This window comes from Knoellia subterranea KCTC 19937, from assembly GCF_000768685.1.
Lineage (GTDB): Bacteria > Actinomycetota > Actinomycetes > Actinomycetales > Dermatophilaceae > Knoellia > Knoellia subterranea.
In genome coordinates this window covers 410,151-428,074 of sequence record NZ_AVPK01000001.1, presented here as the reverse complement: position 1 = coordinate 428,074, position 17,924 = coordinate 410,151, and the positions used below count along the sequence as shown (strand labels likewise).

The 17,924-nt window shown below is 65.7% G+C and carries 15 protein-coding genes and 2 pseudogenes; 11 read left to right on the top strand and 6 right to left on the bottom strand.

All coding sequences use genetic code 11. From position 1 onward, the window contains the following. Positions 1-103 precede the first annotated feature (103 nt). The 3 genes from N803_RS18200 to N803_RS01970 form a co-directional block, all read right to left on the bottom strand. On the bottom strand, positions 104-622 hold the full coding sequence (locus N803_RS18200; protein ID WP_156969624.1) for a helix-turn-helix transcriptional regulator: 519 nt from the start codon (positions 620-622) through the stop codon (positions 104-106). Positions 623-713: 91 nt separating this feature from the next. Then, complete coding sequence (locus N803_RS01975) at positions 714-1,757, bottom strand: hypothetical protein (RefSeq protein ID WP_035902145.1); 1,044 nt, start codon at positions 1,755-1,757, stop codon at positions 714-716. A gap of 253 nt (positions 1,758-2,010) precedes the next feature. Beyond that, on the bottom strand, positions 2,011-3,408 hold the full coding sequence (locus tag N803_RS01970; protein ID WP_052111615.1) for an IS110 family RNA-guided transposase: 1,398 nt from the start codon (positions 3,406-3,408) through the stop codon (positions 2,011-2,013). 750 nt (positions 3,409-4,158) lie between these two features. On the opposite strand from N803_RS01970, the gene N803_RS01965 reads away from it, so the two are divergent. The 4 genes from N803_RS01965 to N803_RS01950 all read left to right on the top strand — a co-directional run bounded on the left by N803_RS01965 (position 4,159) and on the right by N803_RS01950 (position 10,899). Continuing rightward, positions 4,159-4,653: a hypothetical protein gene (locus N803_RS01965; protein ID WP_035902142.1), complete on the top strand. Its 495-nt coding sequence runs from the start codon at positions 4,159-4,161 to the stop codon at positions 4,651-4,653. Between the two features lie 209 nt (positions 4,654-4,862). Beyond that, positions 4,863-7,646 carry a DEAD/DEAH box helicase gene (locus tag N803_RS17275; protein ID WP_084763920.1) on the top strand — a complete coding sequence of 928 codons (2,784 nt, stop codon included), beginning with the start codon at positions 4,863-4,865 and terminating at the stop codon, positions 7,644-7,646. 15 nt (positions 7,647-7,661) lie between these two features. Continuing rightward, the gene (locus N803_RS01955; protein ID WP_035902139.1) at positions 7,662-9,803 is read left to right on the top strand and encodes a site-specific DNA-methyltransferase; all 2,142 of its coding nucleotides are present in this window, start codon (positions 7,662-7,664) and stop codon (positions 9,801-9,803) included. Between the two features lie 94 nt (positions 9,804-9,897). Next, complete coding sequence (locus N803_RS01950; RefSeq protein WP_156969623.1) at positions 9,898-10,899, top strand: abortive infection family protein; 1,002 nt, start codon at positions 9,898-9,900, stop codon at positions 10,897-10,899. 38 nt (positions 10,900-10,937) lie between these two features. Here the strand turns inward: N803_RS01950 and N803_RS01945 are convergent, their stop codons facing one another. The 3 genes and pseudogenes from N803_RS01945 to N803_RS01930 all read right to left on the bottom strand — a co-directional run bounded on the left by N803_RS01945 (position 10,938) and on the right by N803_RS01930 (position 13,891). Beyond that, the gene (locus tag N803_RS01945) at positions 10,938-11,510 is read right to left on the bottom strand and encodes a type IV toxin-antitoxin system AbiEi family antitoxin domain-containing protein (RefSeq protein ID WP_245616952.1); all 573 of its coding nucleotides are present in this window, start codon (positions 11,508-11,510) and stop codon (positions 10,938-10,940) included. Between the two features lie 119 nt (positions 11,511-11,629). After that, positions 11,630-12,358 (bottom strand): annotated as a pseudogene (gene istA, locus N803_RS01940) (IS21 family transposase); the annotation flags it as partial. Between the two features lie 546 nt (positions 12,359-12,904). Next, on the bottom strand, positions 12,905-13,891 hold the full coding sequence (locus N803_RS01930) for a hypothetical protein (RefSeq protein ID WP_156969622.1): 987 nt from the start codon (positions 13,889-13,891) through the stop codon (positions 12,905-12,907). 109 nt (positions 13,892-14,000) lie between these two features. On the opposite strand from N803_RS01930, the pseudogene N803_RS01925 reads away from it, so the two are divergent. The 7 genes and pseudogenes from N803_RS01925 to N803_RS01895 form a co-directional block, all read left to right on the top strand. Then, positions 14,001-14,546, top strand: a pseudogene (locus N803_RS01925) (ATPase, T2SS/T4P/T4SS family); the annotation flags it as partial. Continuing rightward, a complete protein-coding gene (locus N803_RS01920) occupies positions 14,543-15,412 on the top strand; it encodes a type II secretion system F family protein (RefSeq protein WP_035902126.1) in 870 nt (289 codons plus the stop codon). The pseudogene N803_RS01925 and the gene N803_RS01920, both read left to right, overlap by 4 nt. Next, positions 15,409-16,341: a type II secretion system F family protein gene (locus N803_RS01915; RefSeq protein ID WP_035902122.1), complete on the top strand. Its 933-nt coding sequence runs from the start codon at positions 15,409-15,411 to the stop codon at positions 16,339-16,341. Before N803_RS01920 ends, N803_RS01915 begins: the two co-directional genes overlap by 4 nt. A 20-nt stretch (positions 16,342-16,361) precedes the next feature. After that, complete coding sequence (locus tag N803_RS01910; RefSeq protein WP_035902663.1) at positions 16,362-16,574, top strand: hypothetical protein; 213 nt, start codon at positions 16,362-16,364, stop codon at positions 16,572-16,574. 4 nt (positions 16,575-16,578) lie between these two features. Next, positions 16,579-16,965 (top strand): TadE/TadG family type IV pilus assembly protein, encoded by a 387-nt coding sequence (locus N803_RS01905; RefSeq protein ID WP_281174946.1) that lies wholly within the window; start codon positions 16,579-16,581, stop codon positions 16,963-16,965. A 47-nt stretch (positions 16,966-17,012) separates the two neighbouring features. Then, on the top strand, positions 17,013-17,414 hold the full coding sequence (locus tag N803_RS01900; RefSeq protein WP_245616950.1) for a pilus assembly protein: 402 nt from the start codon (positions 17,013-17,015) through the stop codon (positions 17,412-17,414). 71 nt (positions 17,415-17,485) lie between these two features. Continuing rightward, positions 17,486-17,890, top strand: coding sequence for a pilus assembly protein TadG-related protein (locus tag N803_RS01895; RefSeq protein ID WP_245616982.1), 405 nt, complete (start codon positions 17,486-17,488; stop codon positions 17,888-17,890). Positions 17,891-17,924: the final 34 nt, after the last annotated feature.

Genomic DNA, 17,924 nt, shown 5'->3' with positions numbered 1-17,924 from the left:
CGGCACCTGATCCGACGTGTCGCCGGCTTCTGTCGTGACGACGGGTGCGTAGACGCCGAGCCCGGGTGGCAGGTGGAAGGCGCCGGAGATGGCGCGAATGTGATCAATGGCTGGCAGCTGTGTGCCGTACGCGGTCCCGAGTCATCGCGCCACACTGGGGACAGGTTTCCAGTTCGGCGTTGGCGAGCCAGTCATTGAAGGCGCTCTCCGCCCAGACGCGTCTGCCGTTGCGGCGTTGCGGTGCGGGCATGTATTCGCGTGTTATCCATCTGCACAGCGTGGGCACTGGGATCGCAAGGTGGTCGGCGGCCTCCGAGACCGTCACGAAGCCATTGATCTTCAACCGCACTCTGAACGGACCAAACTCTCGTGTGCTGTCGCTCACCCGCTGCAGCGGCACGCCGTAGTACTTCGCGACCCACGCGGCGGATCGCCCGGCGCGTCGATCCTTCACCCACGCGGCGATGGCGTCGGGTTGCGGTGCGCTCGGGCGGGCGAAGGGCCCGTAGGGCTTCGTGAGCCGGGACACCCATTGGTGGGTTACGCCTTCACGCCTCGCTATGGCTCCGGTGCCGGCGCCTTCTCGGCGTTCTTGCGCCCATGCCTGCCCGCGCTCAGCCATGAGCGGCACCGTACCCGGACCGTCCGTGCACGCCCGAACCGCGGGCGCGTCCGTAACTGTTGTGACCGTGTGCGGGCAGGCCGCCGATCGACTATTCGTATCGGTCCATGAACGCGAGGAGACTGGTCGCCATCATGAGCGCGATCGCGCAGTTCCGCTTGCTGTACTGGCGGTAGGAGATGCGGTGCAGGCTTGCGTGGCGGTTGAACACACGAGGGATCGGATCCCCACCGGCAGGGTGGAACGTGGAGTGCGCGATGTAGACCGGGGCCATGACCATGTAGATCCACGGGACAAGGTCATCAATGTCGCGCGGTGTCTGGCCGCGGCGCGGTCGCTGTTTGCGGGTGACAACCTTGTAGTCGTCTTTGTTCTTGTCGCCCCAGCGCCACATGAGCGAGTCCATGACGGTAGCTGCGAGGGCTTGCCCTGCGTCGAAGTGCCCCGACCGGATCACGGTGATGGCTTGACGGACTGCCGACACCTCGTAGACAAGGTCGGAGTTGGTCACCGTGTCCAGCGCCTTGTCGCAGTCGGCAACGATTGAGTCGAACCTTTGCCCGATGATCTGTCGCCGTGCCTGGATGTCGGTTGCGGCGATGAGGCGCTCGGCGGTCGCTTGGCTCGGCACGATGAAGAGGGGGATGCCGTCGTCCAGAACGGCTAGGACGTTCTCGTACTTGAGATCCGTGATCCCGCGCAGGTTGGAGGGGTAGAGGGCCCGTGAGATGTCGTGGAGGCGTGCCGCGAGGTCTTGGAGGTGGCTACCGAGAACGTTCTCGTACAGCGACTCCATCGCGGATGAGAGCCCGGAGAAGATCTTCGGATCGAGACGAGGCGTGAACGCGTACGCGTCCCCCAGGATCTTCAGATCCGGGATGGCCAACCGCCAACTCGCCTGCGCTGCTGCTTGGGCGGCCGCGAGCGCCGAGGTCGAGGGAAGCACGATGTTCTTGTAGGACTCAACGATGCGGGAATGGACGTTGAGGTCGATGCCCCGAAGGACAGACCGAAACGCCTGCGACTGCAGTTGTGCGATGCCTGCCACTTGGGCGGAGGTGAAGTGGAAGTCGCGCACGACGGGCTTGGGCTCTGCGGGCCGGTCGGCCTGGTCGTCGCGGTCTTCCTGGTCCATGAGACGAACGGTAGACGAGCGCGGCGACAGCAGCGGCCTTCGATGGGTCCGGGCATGCGAGGAGCCTCGACCCCTGCGTGGTCGAGGCTCCTCTTCCCGGTTATGCGGTGACGCCCACGTGCACCTCAAGTGCTCAAGGCACGGACTCTCGGGCTCCTACACCATCGAATCAAGCCGTAGCGGTGCTTCAAGGTGGTACGTCAACACTATGGTGCCCAACCGGGTGCCCAGTTGCAACGTTCACACGCTGCCGTCAACGCCGTCCATGGTCGGCAGTCCTGGGCGTGACGTCTGTGGGGCCGTCGGTACCGGTCGCGGCATCGAGGCTTTCGTCGGGGATGGTGTCGGGGGCGACCAAGGCCGCGGCTTCAGCGCTGGTGTCGTTCTCGTCGCCGCCCTCGGGGATGGTGGTGTCGACCTCGGCTTGGATCGCGGTCAGCTGGTAGTGGGCCCAGACCGTCTGCTCGTCCCAGAGTTCGCCGTTGCGCATGCAGTGCCACAGGCAGCCGAGGAGGCGGTTCCCGAGGTTCCGCAATGCTGCGGCGTGGTAGTCGCCGGCGGACCGACGCCGGTCGTACATGACGCGGGCCCCGCCGCCGCGACGGATCGCGACGAGCGCCCACATGAACATGGACGTGTTCAGGCGGTTGTTCTTCACCTGGCGGCGAACGACGATCTCGGACTTCCCGGACTGACGGTGGGTGGGTGCGGTCCCGGCGTACGCCTTCAGCCCGCGCGGGGAGGCGAACCGTGTCAGGTCGTCACCGATCTCACCGAGGAGGCGAGCTGCGGTCACATCCCCGAGGGACGGGCACGACTCGAAGATCGGGTACATCGGGTGCTCCCGGACTGCGGCGACGAGCTGAACTTCGAGCGTGTCCCGCTTCACGAGCAGGGTCCGGGCCGTCCCGACCAAGCTGCGGGTCACCTCCCCGTACGCGGCTTCGACATCAGCGGGGTGGTGCAGGACGTCCGTCTTGAAGAACGGCATGTACTTGGCGACGTCCCGGTCGATGTAGCGGGACCGGCCCGCCTGACGGAGCAGTAGCGCGAGCCGCTTCGCTGTCATCGCCCGTGCTGCCGTCGGGGTCGGGGCCCAGTCGAGGACCGTGAGCCATTCGGGGGACCGCATGAGCCGGGATGGGGTGAACTCCGCCGCGAAGGCCGGCCAGTACAGCCGCAGGTGCGACCGCAGGACCGCCAAGGCGCGGAGGGTGTCCTGAACGGCGTCCTGGTGTCCGCGGCACATGACGTTCAACGCGAGAGCCGCGTCCGAGATGCTGGGCATGGGAAGGTGGACATCCGGGTCGGTGCGAACCACGTTCGCGATCAGCGTGGCGTCCGCGCGGTCGTTCTTGTTCCGCCCGGTGCTGTACCGCTCCCGGTACCGGGCGACCTTCATCGGGTTGATCGCGTACACGGCGTAGCCGAGCTGTTTCAACGTCGTGACGGTCAAGCCCTTGTCGGTTTCGATCGCGACCGTGGGCAGAGCGCCCGTGTCCGGGTCGGCGTGCTTCCGCATCTCAGCGTCGAAGTCGCGGAGACCATCTGGGGTCTCCTTGAACTTGCCGAGCTTGACGCGGACGCCGTCCTGATCGACGACCGCATAGTCCTGGTTGTTCTCACTCCAGTCGATCCCTGCGTACCGCATGTGGGTACTCCAATCTGTTCGCATAACCGGGTTGGCGTCACGGGCTGGGGTAGGAGCCCAAGCGTGTCCGTGACAGGTGCGGCACCCGAGGTGTGGGTGCGTGACGTGGTTGCCGGGCAGGGGCTGCTGCGGCGACCTATGAGAAGGGCTCAACGGCCCGACAGTTCACGCGGCAGTCAGCAGCCCCCAGCGGTGTGCCCGTCCCCCGGTCTCACAGAGGGCTCGGGCCCGAGAGGTCTTTAGGGGTGACGGGCAGACGGCTCGGACCTGCTGGCCGGCACGGTGAACCGTGACTGACATTTCGTGATCCTTCCTTTGGATGGTTCGAGCCGCTGGGGCTGCGCAACGGCCTACGTCAGAGAGCTCGTCGGCTCTGCAGTTCAACGGAATGCTCCGCAGTCCCCAGCGACCAGCAGCAGCCGTAGGTCTGGTTTAGAGGTCACGCCTCTGTGTTCGTGCATACGTGTCTGCTGCTGGCGGCTCATGACTGCGACGCTCCCGTCCCAACCCCGACCTGTCCGTCCGACACGCCGGTCCGCCCCGCTCTTCAGTTCGTGCCACCAGTCGACCAAGGCAGCCTCGGGCTCCTAGCGGATACCGACCGGTGTCGACTGCACGACTGCGTCCCCACCTCTTGACGCCACGTACCCGCTTGGGCGAGGGTTTCGCTGTGCAGCAACGACGTTCGCGACCGCAGACCTCACGTCAGGTGTCCGCGAACTACCGGAATGCGACCGGAACGAGCCGACCATGACTGCTGCGGCCGTCGCCGCGGTGAAGCGCTGCATTGACTGCGCTGCGATCGGTGACCCCGGCCTTACACCGGACACCAGGTCGCCCCGCTGCGACTTCCACCGACGCCAACGCCGGAACTGGATCGACCGCGATCGCAAACGCGTGCAGCGAAACAAGGGCAAAGCCAAGTCGAAGCATGAACCGGTCGTGCCGTACGTGCCGAAGCACGCGAACGAGCACAGCCAGGTCAAAGAGATCCGCACCAGGGACGCCACCCGAATCGTCAACGATCTGGACCGGATCCTCACCATGGCGAACAAGCAACTCATGTACTCCGACTCGCGTGTTCTCGACCAGCAGCTCACCGCCGACATCCGAGTTGCCTTGTTTCGGCTTCACACGGACGCGAACCGCCTCTTCTTCAACCGCAAGCCCCCAGTCATCAAGCCCAGGAAGCTCGTCCAGCACAACCCCACGAGCGCGTCCGGCGGCTCCTCTGCCCGTCAGTGACTTGCGTGAACCTGAGGCACCGCTCTAGACCGACTAGACAAACCTAGAAACGCCGGGATCGGCTAGACGGCCCAGATCGGCCTGCCCTACCAAAGCGGAAGCCCAAGAACCCGGTCCGACGAGCACCTCAAGGACTCACGCAACGACCGAACGCAGGGGAAGCCGTTCGCCCCCACGAGGCGGCCGATATCCTCGCGGTCAGACCAACGATGCGAAGGGGAAGGCGGCCAGTGCGGTACGACCTGTACGACTACCAGGACACGGCGAAGAACGTCATTGTTCGCGCACTCCAGCAGATGACCGCCGCCCACGACCTCGACCGCACCGACACGGGCGCGGTCGTCCTCTCAGCTCCGACCGGGGCGGGAAAGACGGTCATCGCCACCGCCGTGATCGAGGCGTCCCTGGATGGTGACCCCACGACGCCGGGGATCGAGGATGCCACGTTCTTGTGGGTGACGGACGACCCGTCACTGAACCAGCAGACCCTGCACAAGATGATGGCCGCCTCGTCGAACCTGTCCGTCGACCGGCTCCGGACAATCGAGAACGACTTCGACCAGCAGACTTTCGACGCGGGCCGCGTCTACTTCCTGAACATCCAGAAGCTCGCGTCGACGGCGACCCTGTCCAAGGGCAAGGTGGACGGCCGGTACTTCTCGCTGTGGGACACGATCGCGAACACGGTGAAGGAACGGCCCGGCGGGTTCGTCGTCGTCATCGATGAGGCCCACCGCGGTATGGGCACCGCGAAAACCACGCGCGACACGATCGTGTCGCAGATCATCGGCGGGGCCGGCACCGGGCGGCCAGCTGTCCCAGTCGTGTGGGGGATTTCGGCGACCCCGAAACGGTTCCGTGAGCAGATGGACGAACGTGGGCGGACTGTGAAGTCACACGGGGTTCCCATCGACCAGGTGCGCACATCTGGCCTGCTGAAGGACCAGATCGTCCTCGGGCACACGAAGGGTGTTGACGCTGCGGAGTCCACCCTCGTGCGTCACGCCGTCGCGAAGGTCCGCGACTACGAAGCGCGATGGGATTCGTACTGCGACGAGAACGACGAACCACGAGTCCGACCCGTACTCGTGGTCCAGGTCGAGGACAAGCCCACGCCAGCGAGTCTGGGCGAGGTTGTCGGGACGATCCTGGACGAGTGGCCTGGTCTGACGGCCGCGAACATCGTCCACGTCTTCGGCACGCACGCGACCGCCAAAGCCGGGAGCCACGACATCAAATGGTGCCCGCCGGAGGACGTCCAAGACCGCCAGGACGTGCGCGTCGTGCTGTGCATGACCGCGATCACGACCGGGTGGGACTGCCCCCGTGCTGAGGTCCTCGTGTCGATGCGCGTCGCCAAGGACGAAGACCTCGTCACCCAAATCATGGGCCGCATGGTTCGCACGCCGCTCGCCCGACGGGTCGAATCCGACATCACTCTGAACGCTGTCCACTGCATCCTGCCGAAGTTCAACGCGGACGCCGTGGACTCGATCGCCGCGCAGTTCGAAGCTGGCGACGAAGGCATCGCTGGTGGAACCGAGATCATCACCGAAGAGATCCCCCTCTCCCGGAACCCGATCTTCCGACCCCGGCGACCTGAACCGGCACCCGACCAGCCAGCACCGGAAACGCCGGACGCGATGGCGGCAGACATCGCCGGAGAGTCGGACGGGGAAGCGGCTGCGTGGTTCGGCCCCGACCGGACCACGCCACCCGTCGTCAACGGCGACTCTCAGACTGCGCCTGCGCGACCGCGCTCGTCGGGGCCGATGCAGGAGGGCGATGACCTGTGGGAAGCCGCAACAGAAGCGGTGGAACCGGAACCGGAAGTCTCCGCGACCGACGATGAGAACATCTTCACCGTCATCGAGGGCCTACCGACCTACACCATCCCGTCCAGGTCTCCGGGCTCCGCGATCTCGCGCGCGTTCCGGCTCGCGACACTCCTCGCCTACAAGCACGACGGCTCCAACGCAATCGACGCAGCCGCCCGGAAGAAGGTCCTGCACCGACTCCTCGGTGAGATTGACGCGCTCCGCGCTGACCTTGACGCCGAGGGCCGGCTTGAGGAACGCCTCGCAGCCGTGGCGAACACGAACCTGTACGAACGGGCCGTCACATACGGGTCGCCCACGATCCTCGCGGACGTTGAACAGAGGTCCACGCTCGCCCTTGACGACCGGGGACTACGCATCCTGATGGGTCGAGCCCGACGAGCCCTCCCTGAGGGTCTCGTGGACGAGTACGTGAAGTCCAAGGTGCCCGCCGACGATGACGTGACGGACGTGATGGTCCTGGCAATCGCGCTGTCACAGGATCCGGAACTTCCGGGACGGGTCGAAGCAGCGGCGTCGAACCTTGTCTCAGACTGGCTGCAAAAGCACCACTCCGCCATCACCCGACTCCCCGAAGCGGCCCGTGAAGACTTCGACCGGGTCCGCCGCCAATCCGACCGGCCCGAACCAACAACACTCACAATCCCGCCCCGAGCGAACGGCGACCGCAGAGGCCTGGAGTGGGATCGTCACCTCCTGGCCGACGAGCACGGGAAGTACCGCGCAGACTTGAAACAGGGCGAGCAGCATGTCCTGCAAACGGAGCTCGACCACGGCGCCATCGCTTGGTATCGCAACCCCGCCAACCGTCCCCGGAACGCGGTCGTCATCCCGTGGCACAAGTGGGATGGGTGGCACGGGATGCACCCCGACTTCGTATTCGTCCACCGGGTCGGCGGCAAACTGCGAGCGTCCCTTATCGACCCGCACGGCGCGTTCATGCAGGACGCTGTGGGCAAGCTCAAGGGCCTGGCTGAGTATGTGGAGAAGCACCCCGACGTCTACCACCGCGTTCAAGTCGTTGACGCGGTCTCTGGCCGATACCGGATGCTGGACCTCCTCGATGACGACGTGAGGGAGGCCATCGTCGCCTACAAGGGCGCCGACAGCGACGACGCGGCTGAGCTGTTCAACAGGCACGGCCGGGACTACTGAGGACACCCCGCACACATGGCACACATCGACAACCTCGTCGCCTCCATCACCGACGCAACCCTCCGAGCAGCCCTGGAAGAAGAGCTCCGAAAACTCTCCAACCAGCGGCAATTCGGGCTCGTCTTCAACGAGCACAAGCCCGAGTCCATCCTTCTTCACCAGCAGACTCGGATTCGCCGCGGCGACAAGGTCCACGTCATGGTCGAAGACACCCACGATCGAACCCAGATCGACCGCACTGGCGTGTGGGTCGTTGATGCCGTTGTGAACGGCACCGCGCGACTGCAGGACAAGGCTGATCGTGACGTGAAGCGGGAGGTGCCGACCGATCGATGTGTGCCCGTACGAGAGTTCGGCGACCCAATCTTTCCAGGGCTCCGCTCCACCGGCCGCCTCCAGCACGGCGGTGACAAGCCCTTCCATGCCGTCATCAACGGTGAGAACTTCCACGCACTCCAATCCCTGCTCTACCCGTATGAGGGCAAGGTGGATGCCATCTATGTCGATCCGCCCTACAACACCGGCGCGCGCGACTGGAAGTACAACAACGACTACGTAGATGACAACGACCCCTTCCGTCATTCGAAGTGGCTGTCGTTCATGCAGAAGCGTCTTGAACTGGCTGGTCGACTTCTCAACCCGCGTCGTTCCGTGCTTGTTGTCACGATCGATGAGAAGGAGGTTCACACCCTCGGGCTTCTGATCTCCCAAGTATTTCCCTCCGCGCGGATCCAGATGGTCAGCGTCAACATCAACCCAGCCGCAGTCGCCCGTGTGGGGATGTTTGGGCGATCTGATGAGTACTACTTCTTCGTCATGATCGGCGAGGCGGGAGCGATGCCTCTGTCGCTCACCGCGGACTGGATTACCACGAAGGGGCGCACCCATCGAGGGGAGATTCGGTGGGATCTGCTCCGCAAATCCGGGTCGAGCCCGAGCCGGCGAGATCGACCGAATGGGTTCTATCCCATCCTCGTCACCAGCGATGGTGCTCGCATCGTTGAGGTGGGCGAGCCGTTGAGCCTCGACGTCGACAAGAGCTCGTTCCAGGCCCCCCAAGGCAGTGTCGCCATCTGGCCGATCCGTGACAACGGAACCGAGGGGAGGTGGCGCCTTGAACCTGCGAGCCTGCGGACTCTCATCACTGGCGGCTTCGTTCGACTGGGGAAGTTCAAGGGCGAACGCACGCCTGTCTACTACTTGGCTGAGGGCGAACGGAAGAAGGTCGCCAGCGGGATGTACGAGGTGCTCGGTCACTCGGACGATGGGTCGATCATCACGTCGGTCCTAGATTCGACTGAACGCATCAGTGTGCCGACTACACAGTGGCGCATCCCCACTCACGACTCCACGCAGTACGGGTCTCGCCTTCTCGGCAAGCTCTTGCCCGATCGGAAGTTTCCCTTCCCGAAGAGCCTGTACGCGGTTGAGGACGCCCTGCGGTTCTTCATAGGCGACCTGCCCGACGCCCTGGTGCTGGACTTCTTCGCAGGGTCGGGTACGACCGCCCATGCCGTGATGAGGCTCAATCATCAGGACGGCGGACACCGGAGAAGCATCATGGTGACCAACAACGAGGTGTCACCTGACGAAGCGAGCGTCCTGCGGGCTGCTGGCCACTTCATCGGCAGTGCTGAGTGGAAGTCCATCGGGATCTGCGAAAACATCACCGTTCCGCGTCTTACCGCTGCCGTCACCGGCGTGTCGACGCTTGGTGAGCCGATACGGGGTGACTATCACTCGGTCGATGCGTTCCCGATGGCAGATGGCCTCGACGAGAACATCGAGTTCTTCGAGCTGACATACGAGGATCCAGGGCTTGTGTCGTTGGGCCGCAAGTTCCACGCGGTTGCACCTTTGCTATGGCTGATGGCTGGTGCGCAGGGACCGCGTGTCGACGCCATCGACACTGACAAGGGATGGGCGATCCCAGATGGGGGCACGTATGGCGTCCTCTTCGAGCCGGAGCACTGGTCGGACTTCGCGCTCGAGGTAAACGCTCGCGCGGACTCGGACCAACCGTTGACGCACACCTTCATCGTCACCGATGCCGATACCGAGTACCGGCAAGTGATCTCCAAACTCCCGTCGGGCGTGGTGACGCAGCGGCTCTATAGGGACTACTTGCGGAACTTCGAGATCAACACGGTTGATTGACGTGGGCGAGTCTCAGTCCAACGCATTCCTTCGCGGTCCGTGCCTGTCCGGGCTCAACTTCCGCCTGTTCAGTGCGCAGTCGCGGGCGATGGGTGTGCCCGAGGACGACCTGAGGACCCACTGCGGGTCGCTGGTTGAGGATTTGCTCCCAGTCCTTCTCGACCCGACGTCGATGTCCCTAGACCACGAGGCGGCGGCCGGGGGAGGTGGACGTGTGAGCCCTGTCGAGGTCTTGGCTCACGCATGGGGCGAGGCGATCCGACTGGTCGCCCTCGCCCACCGGGACTGCGGTCTTGACCCAGACATCTCCTGGCGCGACAAATGCCAAATGCCGTACGCGGCAGAAGACGAACTACTCGGCGGCGAATGGATGCGGGAGATGCGCGTCTACGTCGATGACACGTCCTCCGGAGACCGCCGCTGGCGTATCGAGCCAAGTTCCCCACTGGCGGACAACCGAGAGGTATTCCTTGACACCCTCTGCATCTACCTCCAGACCTACCCGACCCGAGACCTATCGCTCTGGCATCGCGCACCTGAGGGCACACCAGACTTCGACGGGGCGGTTCGACGGCAGCGTCTCGTTGACAGCCTCAGGCCCGTCTTGGAGAAGCACGACCTGCACGTGACGGACGCTGGTGAGGTCATGTTCCGCGAGTTCTCAGGAACGCGGGCTGTGGTCGAGGGCCCAACACTGGACGCCCTCGACGGTGTCGGGTGGACAGATGTGGCCGACAAACTGCGGGAAGCTGAGGGCGAGATTCGGGCCGACCGGTTCGGTGACGCGATCACAGACTCAGCAGTTGCTCTCGAAGTCGCTCTTCGTCGGGCCGGCCACGAGGGCAACACGTTGGGTGAGCGTCTCAAGTCCGCCCGGCGCTCCGGTGGTTTCGCGGGCGCAGACACAAAGTTGGGCAGCGGGCTGGAAGAACTGGTCGCGTGGATGACGGCGGTGCGAAACACCAAGAGCGACGCACACGACGCGGCAAGCAGTGATCAGGCGGAAGCCGTCCTGGCGTTACGGCTCAGCGCCACCGTCGCGGCATGGCTGGGCGGTCGCGCGTCGACGCCGGACAGCCAAGATCTGAGCGCGTGACGAGCCGAGCACGTCGGATCCGGAAAGTCGGCTGTCTGTCACCGCGTCATCTCGGTGCTCCGTCGGCTGATCCGCGCGCGAAGGGCGCTTTGCTCTCGCTTCGTGAGCAGGCCACGGCGACCGGCCTCTGTCACTGCGTCACGGAGTCGGCTTGTCATGACGGTCGGGAGACAGTCGATGAGCGCTTGGTAGATGGTGGTCTGGGCAACCCCCTCTTCGACGGTGAGCGCGTCCGGAGGCAACTTTCGGGTGACCGCATGGATCACGGCGGGAAGGGCCCGCCAGACCCGGCGAGGGGTGCCGACCGTGATCCGGGCCGGGTTCACAAACCCGAGGTTGTGCATGGCCAGGACGGATTCGCCCATCAGGTATGCGTCGTCCCCGACAGCTCGGGCCGCCCACGCGAACTGGTCCATGTCGGATGGCGGGATCGTCGGATCGCGGTACAGGCCGTGCCCAACCCGTTCCAAGAAACCGCGTGATGCGAGTTTGCGAACTTCGACGGCGGGAACACCCAACGCCTCTGCGTCACGCAATGTGATCAGGCCGTAGTCGCCTGCCGCGATCTCACGCAACGTGTCGCGGTACGTCTGCCTGCGCTTGAGCACCACTTGCTCCCTACACCTCCGTCTGCCTGGCTTGCCCGCGTCGTCCGGCGTGGAAACCGTACCAATATCGGTACGGTTTCCACCTTCCCTACGCGTCAGGCAGTAAGGAAGGGTCAGACGCTCGGGACCAGGTGGTTGCGGCGGAACCACCCGACCGCCCCTTCGACCCCGCCTTTCTCGTGGGCGCCTTCGATTCCGGACTGGCAGTAGAACGCGTCAAAGCCGTAGTGCGACCGGAACAGCACCCACCGGTCGTTCTCGTTCCTGGCCCGTCCGGGGCCGTGGATGACGGCCGTGACTGCGGAGGTGAGGTTGTCGTACTTGATGTGCTTCGTGGGGATCCCACCGATCGCGTCGAACGCCTCGATGTGGCCTTGGAGGAACGCTTCCTGAGCCTGAGTCGGGTAGACCCTGTGAATGGCCTTCCCTGAGTGGGAGAGCCAGAGCACGAACATGTAGCACTTGGTCTTCACCCCGCCCAGGACGACCCAGACCTCGCCGAAGTCGACCTCGGCTTCCTCGCCCGGGCCGTGGTGTTGCGCGATGAAGGCCTCAAGCCGTCGGCCGCCTTCGAGGTCGATCTGTGCCCGGCGCACCCGCACGTAGTCCCGCACCGTCGAGTACGACAGTCCGGTCGCGGCGTGTTCGTCGATCAGGCGGGCGAGGATCCGGGTCGCGGTATGCCGCTGCTTCCTCGGCGCAACCAGATCGGCGCGAAGCATGCCGTCGATGGCGTCCTTGAACGGGTCCAGCCGCGGTGCCGACCTGGTTGGTGCCTTCCGCGCCTTCGGTTCAGCTGCCGCCAACGCCTGCCTCACGGTCCGCCGGTGCACCCCATGACGGCGGGCCAGCTCACGGATCGAGACCTCATCGACCCGAGCGTCCCGACGTATCGCAGCGAACAACTCCACACGTGATCCCATCCCAACCCCGATCCCTCGAGTGCTCTGATGAGAGCAAGGCTGAGGTGGGGCCAGATCAAACCGTCACAACCACCCCGGCGAGTCGCCAGTGGGGCCAGATCAGACCGTCACAGTGGGGCCAAATGAACCTGTCATAGTCAGGTGCGCGCGGTACGGTCACGACCGAGGTTCAGTTCGTTGAGAGGAGATGCGGGCGTGGGGGAGAACAAGGCTTTCAAGCGTCGAGTCCGTGAGCGCATGGTGGAGACGGGGAAGCCCTACATGGCGGCGCGCAGGGACGTCATCGCCGAGAACGAAGCGAGATTGACTCTGGGTGAGGCACCGTCACCCTCGCCTGAGGTCGTCAGCAATGACGTCCCTGAACCAAAGCAGCCCGAGGCCGAAGCTTGGCAGCCCGGGCAAGGCCCCGACTTCAGCTCGCCTCACTGACCCTGCACGCGATCCGTGAGGTGCCCCGCATCGGATTCCGCTTCGTCAGGGCTGACCCGCGACTGACCCGATAAGTCTTTCGCGGAGGTCGGCCAGTTTCACGAAATAGCGGCGGGCCGCGACGGTGAGGAGCGTGGCTCCGGTCTCCGTCAGCCAAGTTTCTCGGTCGCCATCGTGGGGCTCGACCGGGTGCAGCGCGTAGTTCCTCACCTCCCGGAACATGTGTGCCTGCGTGGCGACTTCTGTGAGGGTCGCTGAGCCCGGCGAGGGTTTGAGCTCTCTGAGGCATTGTTCCGTGAGCCGAATGACCTCAGCGATGTCGCGGCCTTCGGCGACCTTCCTGGCCAACGCGGCTGGTGGCGTCGGGACGGCACGGGCAAGGTTGAACCAGGCAGCCTCGGAAGCCGCAGCCATCAGGCTCGAGGACGCCAGATACAAACCGCGAAGCAACGCTCGCCGGCTCTCACGTACGAGGGTCATCCCTCGCGGCCCCAAGATTTCGTCGAGCCCAGCGAGCAACTCCTCGACCGGGAGCAAGACCTCCGTGCCGTGGTTGTCGGCTGGCCGCACGAGCAGGAAGCGCGGGGTGCTGCCTTGGTCACTGATGTAGGGGGAATGGACCAGCACGGGGGCACTGGAACCACCGCCGGGGTAGTCGACCTGGATCCGCTCCCCTTGGATGTCGTACTGGTTTCCCTCGCCGCGCGTAATCACACCTTCAGCGGTGAGCTGTGCGACCGCGCGACGCACCGCATGACGGCCACGGAACTGAACCAGGTGAGGATCGTTGGGATCGGGGTCAGCGAGACGCCGCCCCGGTTCGGTGCCCGGCAGCGCGGTAAGTCTGGTGCGATCTGCGGGGCGGTGCCCGCCCACGGCTTGCAACCAGCGATCCTCGAACTCTGTGAGCCGAACAGGCTCATCTGCATCCGACATCGCGGCAACGACGACGTTCCGAGCGACGAGGACATCCGCGTCGGTCGGAGTGACCGCTGCCTGCATCGCATCAACGAAGGGTCGCTCGAAGTCCACGCTCACAGTCTCGCCCAGAACACCGACAGCATGATCCTGAAGGCAATTCTCGCGCGTCTAGCGTTGATCGTAGAAACTGGGCCTCGGGTGGGTGGTAGGTACGACGTAGGAGGTCTTCGAGCTGAAGATCCCGCTGCGCGACGTGGCATCGATGCAGTGCCGTCAGCCGTCGCTCGAGGGCACCGGCGAGGTGCCGCTGCGGCGTCTGGTCAAGGAGGCGCTGCGCATGCGCCCCTCGCGGATCATCGTCGGCGAGGTGCGTCAGGCCGAGAGTCTCGACCTCCTCATCGCCCTCAACAGTGGTCTGCCGGGGATGTGCACGATTCACGCCAACAGCGCGCGTGAGGCGATCACGAAGATGTGCACGCTGCCGCTGCTCGCGGGGGAAAACGTGGGCTCGCGGTTCGTTGTGCCGACGGTGGCCGGCTCGATCGACATCGTCGTGCACGCCGCCTTGGAGCGGGACGGCACGCGCCGGGTGCGTGAGATCGCTGCCGTGCCAGGGCGCGTCGAGGGTGATGTCGTGGAGATCGCCGACCTGTTCGTGCAGCGCGGTGGGCAGCTGGTGCGGGCCGATGGTTATCCGCCGCACCGGGAGCGCTTCGAGCGGGCCGGCTACGACCTGCCGGCGTTGTTGGCGCAGGAGCCCGCGTGACCGGCGTCGTCCTCGGCCTGCTGTTCGGCACGGGCCTGTTCCTCATCTGGTGGAGTTTCTGGCCCCGCGAGGTGGATCCGGAGCGCCAGTCGGAGCCGCCGGCGCTGATCCGGCGCCTCCGCGACGACCTGGTGCAGGCCGGCTATCCGACGATCACGCCGCGCACTCTGCTGGTCGGGTGTTCCGTCGCTTTCACTCTGGTCTTTCTCTTTGTGTATGCCGTGGTCGGGGTTCCGGCGATCGCGTTCTGCTTTGCGGTGATGGCGGCTTGGGGGCCTTATGCCCTCGTGCGGATGCGGGCACGGGCGCGGCGCAATCGGTTGCGGGACCTGTGGCCGGATGCGGTGGACAACATCACGTCGGCGGTGCGCGCCGGGATGTCCTTGCCGGAGGCGGTGTCCCAACTGGGGCATCGGGGTCCGGAGGAGTTGCGTCCTGCGTTTCAGGCGTTCGCGCAGGACTACCGGATCACGGGCCGCTTCCACGACTGCCTCGACCGGCTCAAGGAGCGGCTGAGTGACCCGATCGCCGATCGGTTGATCGAGTCGCTGCGCATCGCCCGTGAGGTCGGAGGCAGCGATCTCGGCCGACTGCTGCGGACTCTGTCGGTGTTCCTGCGGGAGGACTCGCGGACCCGGGCCGAGCTCGAGACTCGGCAGTCGTGGACGGTCAACGCGGCCCGGTTGGCCGTCGCGGCGCCGTGGATCGTGCTCGCGATGTTGTCGACCAGGCCGGAGTCGGTGCAGGCGTACTCATCTGCGACGGGGGCGATCGTGTTGCTCGTGGGCGCCGCCATCACGATGGTTGCGTACTGGCTCATGATCCGCATCGGTCGGCTTCCCGAGGACGAGCGGGTGCTGCGATGACCGACCTCGCGCGTTCGGGTGCGATCCTCGGCTTCCTCGTCGGCAGCGGTCTGCTGCTCGTCTGGTTCGGCCTGCCCCGACACCGACGTGCCGGTCTCGGCGACCGCGTCCTGCCCTACCTCAAGGACGCTCCGCGCCCGTCGAACCTGCTCGCCTCCGATGCTCCGTCGCACGGCGTGCTCGGCACCCTCCTGGCCCCGGTCGTCGGACAACTGTCGGGCCACGTCGAGCGGATCATGGGTGGGGCGCCGTCCGTGCGGCGACGCTTGCTGCGGGCGGGGCAGGCACCTGACGTGGACCGCTTCCGCGCCCAGCAGGTCGTCTGGGGTGCGACTGCGGGTCTTTCGATGTTGGTCCTCGGGTCTCTCTCGGTGCTGACCCGCGGAACGAGTCCGGTTCTTGTGCTTCTCCTGACCGGCATCGGTGTGGCGTCGGGGGTGGCTGCCGCCGACTGGTTCCTGAGCCACCGCGCCAACAAGCGCGAAGAACGGATGCTCGCCGAGTTCCCCACTGTGGCCGAGTTGCTCGCTCTCGCCGTCGGCGCCGGTGAAGGGGCCGTCGGGGCGCTGGAGCGAGTCTGCCGTCTGTCCCACGGCGCCCTGTCCGACGAGTTGCGTCAGTGTCTGGCCGACGCCCGGGCCGGCGCCAGCCTGCAGGCAGCCCTTCAGGGACTGGCCGATCGCACCGGACTGATGAGCCTGACCCGTTTCGTCGACGGCATCGTCATCGCCGTCGAGCGCGGCACCCCCTTGGCCGACGTCCTTCGAGCCCAGGCTCAGGACGTGCGCGAGGAGGGCCGCCGCGCCGTCATGGAGGCAGGTGGCAAGAAGGAGATCGCGATGATGGTCCCGGTCGTGTTCCTCGTGCTGCCCGTGACGGTGCTCTTCGCTGTCTTCCCCGGCTTTTCCTTCCTCAAGTTCACGATGTGACACCACCGAAAGGCATGATCATGCAGCACATCCAGCGCAGCCTCATCCGGGCCCAGTTCGCCGCGAGGAACCTCCTCGACGACGCCGTCACCCGCCGCGAGCGGGGCGACGTGCCGGGCTGGGTCCTCATCACGCTCATGACGGCCGGGCTCGTCGCTGCCATCTGGGTGGTGGCGGAGGACCAGCTCCAGCGCATGTTCGAACGCGCGATGAACAGCGTCACGGGCGGCTGAACCGGTGCTGCTCGTCCCTCGGGACGAGCGCGGGTCGGCCGTGACCGAGTTCGTCATGGTCACGGCGTTGGTCGTGTTCCTCTTCATGGCCGTCTTCCAGCTCGGGCTCGTCCTCCACATCCGCAACACCCTCATCTCCTGTGCGAGCGAGGGTGCGCGGCTTGGTGCCCGGGCTGACGCGGAACCGGGACTGGGTGCTGCGCGTGCCCGCGAACTGATTTCCGCTTCGTTGGCCGACAGCTATGCCGACAACGTCACCGTGGGAACTGGGGTCGTGGGTGGGGTGCAGGTCGTGGAGGTGCGGGTGCGTGCGCCCTTCCCGGTCATTGGTCTGCTGGGACCGGACGGGCAGCTCGACGTCACCGGCCGTGCGTTCCTGGAGCGGCAGTGACCTGGCGCGACAGGTGGGGGCGGGCCCGCTCGGAGGAGGGGAGTGCCGTGGTGGAGTTCGTCTTCCTCGGCGTGCTGCTCCTCGTGCCGCTGATCTATCTCGTCATGGCTCTGGCTCGGGTGCAAGCCGGCTCGTATGCCGTGACCACGGCTGCGCGCGAGGCCGGCCGTGCGTTCGTCACGGCAGAATCCGGCGAGGATGCAGCCGGTCGCGCCCACGCGGCGGCGAACGTGGCGTTCGGTGACCAGGGCTTCGACGGTCAGGGCTCGTTGGACATTGCCTGCTCGACCTCGCCGTGTTTGACGCCGGAGGCTCGCGTCGAGACGACCGCTCACGTCACGGTGCCGTTGCCCCTCATCCCGGCGTTCGCCCGCGACGTCGTGCCGCTGGAAGTCCCGCTCACCGCGTCCCACCTCTCGACGGTCGACCGCTTCAGAGGCGCACCATGATGGCGCACTGGCAGCGGGTGCGAACTCGCCTGTCCCGCAGGGCATTTCAGCGCGATGAGGAAGGCCGCGTGATGCTGCTCATCCTCGTGTTCTCCATGATCTGCATCCTGCTCATCACCGGCGTCATCGCCGTGACGTCGGTCCACTTGTCCCGGATGAAGCTCCTCGACGTCGCCGACGGAGCGGCACTGGCGGCCGCGAACGCACTGGACGACACGGCATACGGGGGAGGTGTCGGTGGAGCCGTCCCGCTGAGCAACTCCTCGGTCCGCGAGACTGCAGCGGAGTACGTCTCGAGCCGACCGCTGCCCAGCGGAATGACTCAATGGGGGCTCGGAGCCGCCACGGGCACCCCCGACGGCGAGCTCGCCGTCGTCCGGATGTCCGGTGTCGCCGACGTGCCCTTCATCGGGTGGCTCGTGTCGGACGGAGTCCGAATCAACGTCGTGTCCAGGGCCCGCGCCGACCTCGAGTGAACCGCGTCGTGTAGGAGCACGTGAAGAGTAAAGG

Bases quoted from the DNA above. Each gene is read 5' to 3' on its own strand.
- N803_RS01895 (WP_245616982.1), top strand. From the start codon at position 17,486: ATGCTGCTCATCCTCGTGTTCTCCATGATCTGCATCCTGCTCATCACC.
- N803_RS01970 (WP_052111615.1), bottom strand. From the start codon at position 3,408: ATGCGGTACGCAGGGATCGACTGGAGTGAGAACAACCAGGACTATGCG.
- N803_RS01915 (WP_035902122.1), top strand. From the start codon at position 15,409: ATGACCGACCTCGCGCGTTCGGGTGCGATCCTCGGCTTCCTCGTCGGC.
- N803_RS17275 (WP_084763920.1), top strand. From the start codon at position 4,863: ATGCGAAGGGGAAGGCGGCCAGTGCGGTACGACCTGTACGACTACCAG.
- N803_RS01955 (WP_035902139.1), top strand. From the start codon at position 7,662: ATGGCACACATCGACAACCTCGTCGCCTCCATCACCGACGCAACCCTC.
- N803_RS01965 (WP_035902142.1), top strand. From the start codon at position 4,159: ATGACTGCTGCGGCCGTCGCCGCGGTGAAGCGCTGCATTGACTGCGCT.
- N803_RS01975 (WP_035902145.1), bottom strand. From the start codon at position 1,757: ATGGACCAGGAAGACCGCGACGACCAGGCCGACCGGCCCGCAGAGCCC.
- N803_RS18200 (WP_156969624.1), bottom strand. From the start codon at position 622: ATGGCTGAGCGCGGGCAGGCATGGGCGCAAGAACGCCGAGAAGGCGCC.
- N803_RS01910 (WP_035902663.1), top strand. From the start codon at position 16,362: ATGCAGCACATCCAGCGCAGCCTCATCCGGGCCCAGTTCGCCGCGAGG.